Here is a 12,103-nt window from a genome sequence, read left to right as displayed (position 1 = left end):
CAGCTCAGTTCGCAACAGCCGCGGGCTCGGCCAGGACCGGGGCGATCTTGTCGCCGTCCCGCACGAAAGCACCAGCCTTGGCAACAACCAGATCACCGGCTTCGAGACCGCTGACCACCTGAACGAAACCGCCATCCTGGATGCCGGTTTCAATCTTCACCTGTTTGACCACATTGTCTTCAACCTTGCGGGCACTGGAGCCGTCGCGGCCAGTAATGACGGCAGACAGCGGGAGCGCCAGCGCGCTGGTCTCGGTAACGACGATCTCCGCACTGGCATACATGCCGGCCCGGGCGCCGCTTTCATCATTGATGACAATATGAACGGCACCAAGCCTTGTCGCCGCGTCGACGGTCGGGGAGACCAGGCGCACCTTGCCCTCGATCTTTGTCTTGCCGCCGGCAACCGAGACAAGCGCCTTCTGCCCGACCTTGATCTTCTGGATGTCGGTCTCGGAGAGATCCGCCACGAGTTCGATCGCGCCATCCCGGATGATCGTGAACAGCGGTTCGCCGGTGCCGCTGGCAATCGCGCCGACCTTGGCGCTACGGGCCGAAACAACGCCGGACACGGGCGCCTTCACGCCGGTCCGGGCGAGCTTCAGATCGATATCCTCGATCTGGGCCTCTACGACCTTGATGTCGGAATCACCCACGGCAACGGACTGTTTGGCGGCGTTCAACTGTGCCTGCCGTACTTCGACCAATGCTTCTGCCTGTTCGACCTGCGAAACCGTGCTGGTGCCGCTTTGGCTGAGCCGCTTGGTGCGATCGCGTTGGCGTGTGGCATCCGCCAGATTGGCTTCGGCTTCGATCACCTGCGCCTTGTATTGGGCAAGACCTGCCTCGGCCTTTGCCTTGTTGGCTTCGAGCTGACTCTTTTCGAGGAGCAATGCGTCTTCGTTCAGCGTCGCCAGCACACTATCGGCCTTCACCTCGTCGCCGATATCGGCGTTGAGCATCTTAATCGACAGTCCCTCTACCAGAGGCTGGACATAGACTTCCTGGACGGGCTTGATCGTGCCGGTTGCGATGATCCGGTCGACGAGCGGCTTGGTTACGGTCTCTGTAACAACGATGGAAGGCAGCTTCGGCTGCGATGCGGCTGCGGGTTGGGCCTCCTGTGACAGGGCGGAACCCGCGGCAAGCGAGAGGAGGATCGCCGAAATGCCGGCAGACTTCGAGAACTTGCGAAACATGTGTTTATGTCCGACCTGAATTAAAAAAGGGGCAAATATTTCGCTGGGAACCTCCCCGGTCTCGCTGCGCCCCCTCTGCGCGCGATATCCCGGATCTAGGTGGTAAACGCCAAAAGCGGTTACAAGACCGGCAGCGAAAGATTCATCAGGACTGAACTTTTACGTGTTTGCGTCGCACAAATCAATCCATGCTCGTTATGGAATGGATGACTTTTGGTTATGGTTTACGTCAAAAAATTTCGGAGAACGCATGAAGCATAGTTCATGCGTTCTCTTGATATGGCCGATAGCCGATTTTTATTTCAGCGCCGCGGCAGTGATGTCGGTCGTATAAGCGCCTTCCGGCTTCTTGCTGATGATCTTCTGGTCCAGCAATGCCTTCACCGTGCGGTCGTAGGTTGCCATGTCCAGCTTGCCGTCGCCGATCAGCTTGGCGACTTCTCCCATCATGCGCTTCTGGTGGTTCTCGTCCTGACCGCCGTTGTCCATGACGATTTCGGCTGCTTCCTCAGGGTTTTCAAGCGCGTATTTCCAGCCCTTCATGGAGGCGCGGACGAACTTGACCATGTTTTCCTTGAACTTCGGATCCTTGAGCTTGGTCTCCGTGACATAGAGGCCGTCCTCGAGCAGGTCGTTGCCCATGGCGGTGTAGTTGAAGACGACCAGGTCTTCCGGCTTGAAGCCGGCGTCGATCGCCTGCCAGTATTCGTTGTAGGTCATCACCGAAATGCAGTTTGCCTGTTTCTGAACGAGTGGCTGCACGTCGAAGCTTTGCTTCAGAACCGTTACGCCGTCCTTGCCGCCATCCGTCTTGAGGCCGAGCTTGTTCATCCAGGCAAAGAAGGGATATTCGTTGCCGAAGAACCAGACGCCGAGCGTGTGACCCTTGAAATCGGCTTCGGTCTTCACCGGGCCGTCTTTGGGGCAGATCAGCTGCAGGCCGGATTTCTGGAACGGCTGGGCGATATTGACCAGCGGCACGCCTTTTTCGCGGGCAACCAACGCGCCGCCCATCCAGTCGACGATGACGTCGGCGCCGCCGCCGGCGATCACCTGTTCCGGAGCGATGTCCGGACCGCCCGGCTTGATCGTCACGTCGAGGCCTTCTTCCTCGTAATAGCCCTTGTCCTTGGCGACGAAATAGCCGCCGAACTGGCCCTGCGCCACCCATTTCAACTGCAGGGTCACCTTGTCGGCGGCGATCGCCTGGGCTGCGGCAAGCGACATGGCGCCTGCCATCAATGCCATCATGATCTTTTTCATTGTCGTTTCCCTCTGTGTTTGCCGGCCCCGTTGGCCCGAGCCGGATATCAGCGTCTAGCCACCACGGTTAGACGGATGCCAGAACGTCGTCGCCCTCTCGACAAGCGCCACGACGCCATAAAAAACCGAACCGATCAGCGCTGCAACAGCGATTTCGGCCCAAACCATATCGACATTCATGCGGCCGATCTCGGTCGAGATGCGAAAGCCCATGCCGACGATCGGCGTGCCGAAGAACTCGGCGACGATCGCGCCGATCAGCGCCAGCGTCGAGTTGATCTTCAGTGCGTTGAAGATGAAGGGCATGGCGGCGGGCAGGCGCAGCTTTATCAGCGTCTGCCAGTAGTCGGATGCGTAGGAGCGCATAAGGTCCCGTTCCATAGCGCCCGCCACACCGAGACCCGCCACCGTGTTCACCAGCATCGGGAAGAAGGTCATGATGATGACGACCGCCGCCTTCGACTGCCAGTCGAAGCCGAACCACATGACCATGATCGGCGCCACGCCGATGATCGGCAGGGCCGAGACCATGTTGCCGATGGGAATAAGGCCGCGGCGCAGGAAAGCGAAGCGGTCGGCCAGGATCGCGACGGCGAACCCCGATGCGCAACCGACCACATAACCGAACAGTACGGCCTTGAAGATGGTCTGCTGGACATCGGCCCAGAGGACGGAAACCGAGCCGGCGATGCGGGCGCCGATCGCGGAGGGTGGCGGAAGCAGGATGAAGGGGATTCCGGCCCCTCGGGTGACGGCCTCCCAGAGGATCAGGATCCAGATGCCGAAGATCGCCGGGATCAGCAGGCGCAGGAAGGAGCGGGCCGTGGAAGACCGGGGCTCGATCTGCGCGAGTTCGGAAACGGTGCCCCAGGCGAGGAGCCAGCTCGCCGCGATCATCAGGAAAAAGGAGGCGGACATCTGCCCCTCATTTCCGTCCAGCCTGGAAAGCAACATGGCGGCGGGAATATGGGCTCCGACGAAGAGAACACCGGCACGCATTGCATGCCCGCGATCTCCCAGCGTCAGCACGACATTGAGTGCTGCGGCAAGAATTATCAAAGCTATCGTCATGCCGCCCTCTATGGGAGCCGGCGCGTCGGGGAGGGTGAGCGGCAGCCGGGCTGCGGCCAGAGCCGTCAGCAGGCCCGCAAGCAGCGGCTGCCAATTGCGCTTCAACCGCCTCATGCCGGCCTCCCGCCCATGGAGCGATCGACGATCCTGGCGACGATCCCCACGATCGTGACCAGGAGGGCGGCCAGCACGGAGCCGGCGATCAACGCCGCCCAGATGTCGATCGTCTGGCTGTAATAGGCGCCGGCCAGGAGCTTGGAGCCGATGCCGGCGACGGCACCCGTCGGCAGTTCGCCGACAATCGCGCCGACCAGGCTTGCGGCGATCGCCACTTTCATCGACGTGAAGAGGAAAGGGATCGATGCCGGCACGCGCAGCTTCCAGAAGGTCTGGGCGGCGCTGGCATTATAGGTCCGCATCAGATCGAGCTGTATCAGTTCCGGCGAGCGCAGGCCTTTCACCATGCCGACCGCGACGGGAAAAAAGGAGAGGTAGGTGGAGATCAGCGCCTTGGGGAGGAGGCCGGTGATGTTGACCGCCGCCAGCACCACGATCACCATCGGGGCGATCGCCAGGATCGGAATCGTCTGCGAGGCGATGATCCAGGGCATCAGGCTGCGGTCGAGCGCCTTCACATGCACGATGCCGACCGCGATCAGTATGCCGAGCAACGTGCCCATTGTGAAGCCGGCGACCGTCGAGGACAGTGTCACCCAGGCATGATAGACGAGGCTGCGGTTGGACGTGACGCGGCGCAGGAAGGTGTTTTCGAAAAGGTTCTGCGCCACCTGATGCGGCGCCGGCAGCACCGGTTTCGGCTGTGCCATGGTCTTGCCGACGAACTCCATCGCTGTCGATGTGACATTGCCCCGCCGATCGAGATCGCGCTGGAACGGCGCGTTCATGAAATAGGCGCCGACGTACCAGACGGCGACGATCACCACGAGGATGGTGAGGACGGGGAGGGTGCGGTTCTTGAGGGAGTCGGGCTTCATGCGATGGCTCCCCGAGGCTGCGGATCGTGGCCACCCCCCTCTGTCCTGCCGGACATCTCCCCCTCAAGGGGGGAGATCGGCCAGACGGACCACCTTTGCGAAATATTCAGCGCCTTGGCGGTAGGCGCGGCAATCTCGGATCCGACTTGAGGTCTGAGCCATGCTGCTATCCGATCTCCCCCCTTGAGGGGGAGATGTCCGGCAGGACAGAGGGGAGCATACCCACGCAACAAGGCGTTATTCCTCATAGCTGTGCCCCGCCCTCAAACCTTCGCGCACCCGGTGGGCAATCTCCAGGAATTCCGGCGTTTCGCGGATTTCGAGCGGCCGTTCCTTCGGCAGCGTCGATTCGATGATATCGGTCACTCGGCCCGGGCGGGGCGACATGACGACGATCCGGGTCGACAGATAGACGGCTTCCGGAATGGAGTGGGTCACGAAACAGATTGTCTTTTCGGTTCGCGCCCAGAGTTTCAGAAGCTGCTCGTTCAGATGGTCGCGGACGATTTCGTCCAGCGCGCCGAAGGGTTCGTCCATCAGCAGAAGATCAGCATCGAAGGCAAGCGCGCGAGCGATCGAGGCACGCTGCTGCATGCCGCCGGACAGCTGCCAGGGATATTTCTTGCCGAAGCCCGACAGGTTGACGAGATCGAGCGTGCGTTCGATGCGCTTTCCGCGTTCGGCTGCCGAATGTCCCATGATCTCCAGCGGCAGTGCGATGTTCTTTTCGATCGTCCGCCACGGATAAAGGGCCGGCGCCTGAAAGACGTAGCCGTAGGAGCGGGATTTACGCGCCTCTTCGGGCGTCATGCCGTTGACGGTGATCTCGCCATCGGTGTTTTTTTCCAGATCGGCGATGACCCTGAGGAATGTAGTCTTGCCGCAGCCTGACGGCCCGATGAAGGAGACGAAATCGCCCTTGCTGACTTCCAGGTCCACATTCGAGAGCGCATGGACGGGGCCGTCGCCGGTTTCAAAGGTCAGGCCTAGTTTTCTGGCGGAAACGACGGAGAGGGAAGTCACTGACATTGGATATAAAGTCCATGCTGGATATCGTCCGGGAGGCCGGGCGTATTCTGAAGGGAAGGCGTATCACCAAAAGGCATCGGATCATGGTAAGTTTGAAGACGATGCCGTCGTCTGGAGGAAGAACGCAATGGACACTGTTTCAAAACCCACCTGCCGTATCGTGAAACCCGATGCCACCTATGACGGGAAGCAGGGACTGAGCTACTTTCAAGGCATTGCCGCCGAGACCGTCGGCTCCAGGGGCATCTGCATGCATCTGCTCACCATCCCGCCGGGCGTGAAGGCAAAAGCGCATCTGCATGAAACGCACGAAACGGCGATCTACATGCTCTCCGGTTCGGCCCACACCTGGTACGGCGACCGGCTGGAGAACTATGTCGTGCTGCATGCCGGCGAGCTGATGTATATTCCTGCCGGAGTGCCGCATCTGCCGGCCAATCTGTCGAACACGCCCTGCACGGCGGTGATCGCCCGCACCGATCCCAACGAGCAGGAAAGCGTCGTGCTTTTGCCGGAGCTGGATGGGTTGGTGGAGATTCCAGCCTGACTGTTCATTGCCGGCCTGCTGCATCGCCCTCACATTACACCCCGCTTGCCGGAATGCCTGTCCGTTCCACCTTGCGCGGCGCGGTCAGCTCCTTCCAGGTGGAAAGCGCCCTGTTGACCGCCTGGAACGGTTCGCGCTTGACGAACTGGCCATGGCCTTCCTGGGTCTTGACGGTGGCCTCCTCGATGGCGACCACGCCGCGGGTGAGCGTGTAGCGGGGCAGACCCATCACCTGCTTACCTTCGAAGACGTTGTAATCGATCGCCGACTGCTGGTTTCCGGCCAAAATCGTCTTTGAGCGCTTCGGATCCCAGACGACGATATCCGCATCGGCGCCTACGAGGATGGCGCCCTTTCGCGGATAGATATTGAGTATCTTGGCGATATTAGTGGAGGTGACGGCCACGAATTCGTTCATGGTGATGCGGCCGGTATTGACGCCATAGGTCCAGAGCATCGGCATGCGGTCTTCGAGGCCGCCGGTGCCGTTCGGGATTTTCCGGAAATCGCCGGCGCCGGTACGCTTCTGTTCTGTGGTGAAGGCGCAGTGATCGGTCGCCACCACCTGCAGCGAGCCCGATGCAAGGCCCGCCCAGAGACTGTCCTGATGCTGCTTGTTGCGGAAGGGCGGGCTCATGACGCGGCGGGCGGCATGGTCCCAGTCCTTGTTAAAATATTCGCTTTCGTCGAGCGTCAGGTGCTGGATCAGCGGTTCGCCATAAACGCGCATGCCGTTCTGGCGGGCACGGCGGATTGCCTCATGCGCCTGTTCGCAGGATGTGTGGACGACATAGAGCGGCACGCCCGCCATGTCGGCGATGATGATGGCGCGGTTGGTCGCCTCACCCTCGACGGAGGCCGGTCGGGAATAGGCATGCGCCTCCGGCCCGTTATTGCCTTCGTCCATGAGCTTCTGCTGCATGGCTGCGACCACGTCGCCGTTTTCGGCATGGACGAGGGGCAGGGCGCCGAGTTCGGCGCAGCGCTGGAACGAGGCGAACATCTCGTCGTCATTCACCATCAGCGCGCCCTTGTAGGCCATGAAGTGCTTGAAAGTGTTGATGCCGTGATGCAGCACGACGGCCTTCATCTCGTTGAAGACCTGCTCGCCCCACCAGGTGACTGACATATGGAAGGAGTAATCGCAATTGGCGCGGGTCGCCTTGTTGTCCCAGCGCTTCAGCGCATCGAGCAGAGACTGACCCGGTTCGGGCAGACAGAAGTCCACCACCATGGTGGTGCCGCCGGCGAGCGCGGCGCGGGTTCCGCTCTCGAAATCGTCGGAGGAGTAGGTGCCCATGAAGGGCATTTCCAGATGCACATGCGGGTCGATGCCGCCCGGCATGACATAACAGCCTGCAGCGTCCAACGTCGTGTCGCCCGAAAGATTCGGTCCGATCTCGATGATCCTGCCGCCGTCGATCTTGACGTCCGCCTTGTAGGTCAGGTCGGCGGTGACGATGGTTCCACCCTTGATGACTGTGGTCATGGTTTTCGTTCCTTATTCTCTTTTTTGAATGAGGCCGGTGAATAAAAGCCGGAGGCCGGGTCTGCCTCAAGGTGGCCGCTTAGCGCTGCGAGAATTGTCTCGAGTACGGAGGGGCGTGCACGCGAAACTTCGTGATTCCAAAAACGCAGCACTGCGTACCCTTGAGCGTTCAGCCAGCCGGTCCGCCTGCCATCATAAGCGTTGTCTGCATGTTGAGCGCCATCAACTTCAACGACGAGGCTGTGCTCGCGGCAAAGGAAATCCACGATGTAGGGACCTAATGGTACTTGGCGTGCGAACTTGTAACCATTGAGCCTGCGAGCGCGCAGGTCGCTCCAGAGATGGTATTCCTCTTCCGTTTCATTTTGACGGAGCTGCCGGGCTTGCGAAGTTTTTCCCGGACGGCGCTTGGTAACATCGTCCTTGGGCAGCTGCCGCTCCCCCTTATCCGACCCTTCGGGCCACCTTCTCCCCGCTGGGGAGAAGGGAAAAGTTGAGGCTGCGGCACGCCCTCCCTTCTCCCATCGGGGAGAAGGTGCCCAACGGGCGGATGAGGGGGCCAAGGCCTCGGTGCTTGCCATCACTCCACGATCTCCGCCGTCTCCAGCACGGCGTGGAACAGCACGTCCGCTCCCGCAGCCGCCCATTCCTTGGAAATGTCTTCTGCTTCGTTGTGCGAAAGGCCGCCGACGCAGGGGCACATGATCATCGTCGCGGGCGCGACTTTGGCCGCCCAGCACGCGTCGTGGCCAGCGCCGGAGATGATGTTCATGTGACTGTAGCCGAGTTTTTCCGCGGCCTCGCGCACGCGCCCGACCAGAACTGGGTCGAAAGTCACCGGATCGAAATGGCCGACAGCTTCGACGGAACAGCCGACGCCGAGCGCCTCGCAAATCTTTGCCGCTTCCGCCTCGATCTTCGCCCGCATGCGGTCGAGCTTTTCCTGTGAGGGGGTGCGGATATCGACGGTGAAGACGACCTTGCCTGGCAGAACATTTCGCGAGTTCGGCGAGAAAAAGACCTGGCCGACGCCGCCGACGGCACCCGGCTGTTCGCTCATCGCGACGTCCTGCACCATTTCCAGGATGCGGCCCATGGCGAGCCCCGCATTGACGCGCATATTCATCGGCGTCGAGCCGGTATGGGCCTCCCGACCGGTCAGTGTGAATTCCAGCCACCAGAGGCCCTGACAATGGGTGACGACGCCGATCTGCTTGTTTTCGGCCTCCAGGATCGGCCCCTGCTCGATGTGGTATTCGAAATAGGCGTGCATCTTTCTCGCGCCGACCTCTTCGTCGCCCACCCAACCGATGCGCTTCAATTCGTCGCCGAAACTCTTTCCTTCCGGATCCTTGCGGGAATAGGCGTAGTCGATCGAATGCACGCCGGCGAAGACGCCCGACGCAAGCATGGCCGGCGCGAAGCGGGCGCCTTCCTCATTCGTCCAGTTGGTGACGACGATCGGATGTTTCGTCCTGATGCCGAGGTCGTTCATGGTGCGCACCACCTCCAGCGCTCCAAGAACGCCGAGCACGCCGTCAAACTTGCCGCCGGTCGGCTGGGTATCGAGGTGGGAGCCGACATAGACCGGCAGCGCATCGGGATCGGTGCCGGCGCGGGTGGCAAACATCGTGCCCATCCTGTCGACGCCGAGTGTCAGCCCTGCTTCATCACACCATGTCTTGAAGAGATTGCGGCCTTCCTTGTCGTCATCCGTCAGCGTCTGGCGATTGTTGCCGCCGGCAATACCGGGGCCAATCTTCGCCATCTCCATCAGCATGTCCCAGAGACGGTCGCCGTTGACGCGCAAGTTCTCGCCTGGTGCTGCCACCATCAGATTGTCCTCACCTGTTTTTCACGCGTCCGCTTTTGCCGCGGGCGGCATGCTTTTTGTTCCCAATGGTCCTTCATCCGCATGGCGTTGGAAGATCGGCATTGCCTTTGTTTTGCTTGTCGCCGATAATTTGACCGATTGGTAAAACATTACAATTTCCGCAGCATCACTCAAGCCGAAAATCAGCAAAAATCCAGAGAAATGTGATCGGCGAAGCGAAGCGGACAGGGGAGGGAACAGGATGGCCATTCCGAGGGCTGCAAAGACGCAGCGGCGCACGCGCATCCAGGAGGAAAAGGAGGAACGCATTCTCGAGGCGGCGCTCGACGTTTTTTCCTCCAGTGGTTTCCGTGGCTCGACTATCGACCAGATCGCCGATGCGGCCGGCATGTCGAAACCGAACCTCCTCTATTATTTCCGCACCAAGGAGGCGATCCACCGCCAGCTCATCGACCGGGTGCTGTTCACCTGGCTGGAGCCTTTGCGTGCCTTCGATGCCGAAGGCGATCCCGAAGCGGAAATCCGCTCCTACATCCGCCGAAAACTCGAGATGGCCCGCGACTTCCCCCGCGAGAGCCGGCTTTTCGCCAACGAGATCCTGCAGGGAGCACCGCATATCGAGGACGAGCTGAAGGGGCCGCTCAAGGAGCTCGTAGACGAGAAGGCGGAGGTCATCCGCGCCTGGGCGCGGGCCGGCAAGATTGCCGCATGCGATCCTTATCACCTGATCTTCTCGATCTGGGCGACGACGCAGCATTATGCGGATTTCGACGTCCAGGTGCGGGCAGTCCTCGGACAGGAGGCCGCAGGCGAAGGCCGTTTCGAAGATGCCGCCCGGTTTCTGGAACAGCTCTACATGAATGGACTGCGGGTTGGGGCGGACTGACTGTCCAATATATTCGGCAGAAAAGAAAAAACGCCGGCCTGGGGCCGGCGTTGCAGTCTTGGGGTATGGGATCAGGCGGCGGCCGAGGCGAAACCGGCGGTCGGGACTTCCGAGATCGTCTTCAGAACCTGCGAAGCGATCTGGTAGGGGTCGCCCTGGGAGTTCGGGCGGCGGTCTTCCAGATAGCCCCTGTAGTCGTTCTTGACGAAGGAATGCGGAACGCGGATCGAAGCGCCGCGGTCGGCAACGCCGTAGGAGAACTTGTTCCACGGAGCCGTTTCGTGCTTGCCGGTCAGGCGCTTGTCGTTGTCCGGGCCATAGACGTTGATGTGGTCCATGAGATTCTTTTCGAACTGGGCCATCAACGCCTCGAAATAGGCCTTGCCGCCGACTTCGCGCATGAACTTGGTGGAGAAGTTGCAGTGCATGCCCGAACCGTTCCAGTCCGTGTCGCCGAGCGGCTTGCAGTGGAACTCGATGTCGATGCCGTACTTTTCGCAGAGGCGGAGAAGCAGGTAGCGCGCCATCCAGATCTGGTCGGCGGCCTTCTTGGAGCCCTTGCCGAAAACCTGGAATTCCCACTGGCCCTTTGCCACTTCGGCATTGATGCCTTCGTGGTTGATGCCGGCAGCGAGGCAGAGGTCTAGGTGCTCTTCAACGATTTCGCGGGCGATTGAACCGACGTTCTTGTAGCCGACGCCGGTATAATACGGACCCTGGGGAGCCGGGAAGCCGGATTCCGGGAAGCCGAGCGGGCGGCCGTTTTCGTAGAAGAAATATTCCTGCTCGAAACCGAACCACGCGTCCTCGTCGTCGAGGATGGTTGCGCGGCTGTTCGACGGATGCGGCGTGACGCCATCGGGCATCATCACTTCACACATTACCAGCACGCCGTTGGTGCGGGCTGGGTCAGGATAAAGCGCGACGGGCTTCAGCACGCAATCGGAGCTGCGGCCTTCGGCCTGCATGGTCGACGAACCGTCAAAGCCCCAGAGCGGAAGCTGCTCGAGCGTCGGGAAGCTGTCGAATTCCTTGATCTGCGTCTTGCCACGCAGGTTCGGGGTCGGGGTGTAACCGTCGAGCCAGATGTACTCGAGCTTATACTTCGTCATTTTTTATCTCTCAGGCCGTGGTGTTCATGGTTGAGCCATCCTGAGGAAGCGGCGCCTGAATGGGCCGCGCCTCGGGCATGAACAAGGGGAGTGCATATCCCGTGCCAGTTTGAAGGCCGGGTGTCATTTTTTCTTAAAAAAGTGTGAAGGCGAGAGATGCCGGCCTATCCGACCGGGCGGCTGCGTCCCATAAATAAGCGCTCGCTCATGAAAATGGCGGCTTTTGCGCCTCTCCGGCACCTCGTCTGGAACTGCCGGAGACGAAAGACGTTTGCCTTGCGGGCGCTCGAAAAGAGCAAATTTAGCTTCGGCAGGCACAAGCGGCTAAATTAGTGCCTAGCGCCCGAGATTGAAGTGATATAAAATCGTGCAATCAGCACAAAAAATGTGCAATTTGTGCTGGTGTGTATCTATATGCACCATTCGGTTTAGGAGACGATAGGATGACCACTGACATCCATCGTGAAACGGCCAGAATCTACCAGTTCCCCATCCGTCCCCGGCGGCGGCTCGATAACGGTGCTACGGCACCGAGCAGCGATCTGGAGATCGCCGGCAACGTTGTCGACACGTGCTGGTATCACGACGAAGCGGTCAAGGATTCGACCTCAAAGACCAACGAGCGCCCGAAGCCCTGCTGAGCGCTTATGGAGAGGCTTTGCCTTTCCGGCGGAGCTTT

At 60.4% G+C, this 12,103-nt stretch carries 13 protein-coding genes; 3 read left to right on the top strand and 10 right to left on the bottom strand.

All coding sequences use genetic code 11. From position 1 onward, the window contains the following. Positions 1-4: 4 nt before the first annotated feature. The 5 genes from C5L12_RS15565 to C5L12_RS15540 all read right to left on the bottom strand — a co-directional run bounded on the left by C5L12_RS15565 (position 5) and on the right by C5L12_RS15540 (position 5,556). Positions 5-1,198, bottom strand: coding sequence for an efflux RND transporter periplasmic adaptor subunit (locus tag C5L12_RS15565; RefSeq protein WP_105372962.1), 1,194 nt, complete (start codon positions 1,196-1,198; stop codon positions 5-7). A 297-nt stretch (positions 1,199-1,495) separates the two neighbouring features. Continuing rightward, the gene (locus C5L12_RS15560) at positions 1,496-2,461 is read right to left on the bottom strand and encodes an ABC transporter substrate-binding protein (protein WP_105372961.1); all 966 of its coding nucleotides are present in this window, start codon (positions 2,459-2,461) and stop codon (positions 1,496-1,498) included. 54 nt (positions 2,462-2,515) lie between these two features. Beyond that, entirely contained in the window at positions 2,516-3,646 is a 1,131-nt protein-coding gene (locus C5L12_RS15555; RefSeq protein ID WP_105372960.1) for an ABC transporter permease, read from the bottom strand. Beyond that, a complete protein-coding gene (locus C5L12_RS15550; RefSeq protein WP_105372959.1) occupies positions 3,643-4,527 on the bottom strand; it encodes an ABC transporter permease in 885 nt (294 codons plus the stop codon). The genes C5L12_RS15555 and C5L12_RS15550 overlap by 4 nt, the downstream gene beginning before the upstream one ends. A gap of 237 nt (positions 4,528-4,764) precedes the next feature. Further along, a complete protein-coding gene (locus C5L12_RS15540) occupies positions 4,765-5,556 on the bottom strand; it encodes an ABC transporter ATP-binding protein (RefSeq protein ID WP_105372958.1) in 792 nt (263 codons plus the stop codon). A gap of 127 nt (positions 5,557-5,683) precedes the next feature. Between C5L12_RS15540 and C5L12_RS15535 the strand changes: the two genes are divergently transcribed. Then, positions 5,684-6,103: a cupin domain-containing protein gene (locus tag C5L12_RS15535; protein WP_105372957.1), complete on the top strand. Its 420-nt coding sequence runs from the start codon at positions 5,684-5,686 to the stop codon at positions 6,101-6,103. A 34-nt stretch (positions 6,104-6,137) separates the two neighbouring features. Here C5L12_RS15535 and hydA read toward each other — a convergent pair whose 3' ends face one another. The 4 genes from hydA to C5L12_RS28155 are packed head-to-tail and all read right to left on the bottom strand — an operon-like array spanning position 6,138 to position 9,675. Next, positions 6,138-7,592, bottom strand: coding sequence for a dihydropyrimidinase (gene hydA / locus C5L12_RS15530; RefSeq protein WP_105372956.1), 1,455 nt, complete (start codon positions 7,590-7,592; stop codon positions 6,138-6,140). Continuing rightward, positions 7,589-8,173, bottom strand: coding sequence for an endonuclease domain-containing protein (locus C5L12_RS15525; protein WP_105372955.1), 585 nt, complete (start codon positions 8,171-8,173; stop codon positions 7,589-7,591). Before C5L12_RS15525 ends, hydA begins: the two co-directional genes overlap by 4 nt. Then, the gene (locus tag C5L12_RS15520) at positions 8,173-9,426 is read right to left on the bottom strand and encodes a Zn-dependent hydrolase (RefSeq protein ID WP_105372954.1); all 1,254 of its coding nucleotides are present in this window, start codon (positions 9,424-9,426) and stop codon (positions 8,173-8,175) included. Before C5L12_RS15520 ends, C5L12_RS15525 begins: the two co-directional genes overlap by 1 nt. 21 nt (positions 9,427-9,447) lie before the next feature. After that, entirely contained in the window at positions 9,448-9,675 is a 228-nt protein-coding gene (locus C5L12_RS28155; protein WP_132409269.1) for a hypothetical protein, read from the bottom strand. Here C5L12_RS28155 and C5L12_RS15515 point away from each other — a divergent pair. After that, positions 9,668-10,312 (top strand): TetR family transcriptional regulator C-terminal domain-containing protein, encoded by a 645-nt coding sequence (locus C5L12_RS15515; RefSeq protein WP_105372953.1) that lies wholly within the window; start codon positions 9,668-9,670, stop codon positions 10,310-10,312. The genes C5L12_RS28155 and C5L12_RS15515 overlap by 8 nt on opposite strands. Positions 10,313-10,383: 71 nt before the next feature. Here the strand turns inward: C5L12_RS15515 and C5L12_RS15510 are convergent, their stop codons facing one another. Further along, on the bottom strand, positions 10,384-11,424 hold the full coding sequence (locus C5L12_RS15510) for a glutamine synthetase beta-grasp domain-containing protein (RefSeq protein ID WP_105372952.1): 1,041 nt from the start codon (positions 11,422-11,424) through the stop codon (positions 10,384-10,386). A 443-nt stretch (positions 11,425-11,867) separates the two neighbouring features. Here C5L12_RS15510 and C5L12_RS15505 point away from each other — a divergent pair, with 443 nt between their 5' ends. Continuing rightward, positions 11,868-12,065 (top strand): DUF2735 domain-containing protein, encoded by a 198-nt coding sequence (locus C5L12_RS15505; protein WP_105372951.1) that lies wholly within the window; start codon positions 11,868-11,870, stop codon positions 12,063-12,065. Positions 12,066-12,103: the final 38 nt, after the last annotated feature.

Source organism: Neorhizobium huautlense (genome assembly GCF_002968575.1).
Taxonomy (GTDB): domain Bacteria; phylum Pseudomonadota; class Alphaproteobacteria; order Rhizobiales; family Rhizobiaceae; genus Neorhizobium; species Neorhizobium huautlense.
Note: the sequence above shows the minus strand (reverse complement) of the source record. Positions and strands in the feature narration are given on the sequence as shown.

Bases quoted from the DNA above. Each gene is read 5' to 3' on its own strand.
- hydA (WP_105372956.1), bottom strand. From the start codon at position 7,592: ATGACCACAGTCATCAAGGGTGGAACCATCGTCACCGCCGACCTGACC.
- C5L12_RS15550 (WP_105372959.1), bottom strand. From the start codon at position 4,527: ATGAAGCCCGACTCCCTCAAGAACCGCACCCTCCCCGTCCTCACCATC.
- C5L12_RS15535 (WP_105372957.1), top strand. From the start codon at position 5,684: ATGGACACTGTTTCAAAACCCACCTGCCGTATCGTGAAACCCGATGCC.
- C5L12_RS15565 (WP_105372962.1), bottom strand. From the start codon at position 1,198: ATGTTTCGCAAGTTCTCGAAGTCTGCCGGCATTTCGGCGATCCTCCTC.
- C5L12_RS15540 (WP_105372958.1), bottom strand. From the start codon at position 5,556: ATGTCAGTGACTTCCCTCTCCGTCGTTTCCGCCAGAAAACTAGGCCTG.
- C5L12_RS15555 (WP_105372960.1), bottom strand. From the start codon at position 3,646: ATGAGGCGGTTGAAGCGCAATTGGCAGCCGCTGCTTGCGGGCCTGCTG.
- C5L12_RS15505 (WP_105372951.1), top strand. From the start codon at position 11,868: ATGACCACTGACATCCATCGTGAAACGGCCAGAATCTACCAGTTCCCC.
- C5L12_RS15515 (WP_105372953.1), top strand. From the start codon at position 9,668: ATGGCCATTCCGAGGGCTGCAAAGACGCAGCGGCGCACGCGCATCCAG.
- C5L12_RS28155 (WP_132409269.1), bottom strand. From the start codon at position 9,675: ATGGCCATCCTGTTCCCTCCCCTGTCCGCTTCGCTTCGCCGATCACAT.
- C5L12_RS15560 (WP_105372961.1), bottom strand. From the start codon at position 2,461: ATGAAAAAGATCATGATGGCATTGATGGCAGGCGCCATGTCGCTTGCC.
- C5L12_RS15525 (WP_105372955.1), bottom strand. From the start codon at position 8,173: ATGGCAAGCACCGAGGCCTTGGCCCCCTCATCCGCCCGTTGGGCACCT.
- C5L12_RS15510 (WP_105372952.1), bottom strand. From the start codon at position 11,424: ATGACGAAGTATAAGCTCGAGTACATCTGGCTCGACGGTTACACCCCG.
- C5L12_RS15520 (WP_105372954.1), bottom strand. From the start codon at position 9,426: ATGGTGGCAGCACCAGGCGAGAACTTGCGCGTCAACGGCGACCGTCTC.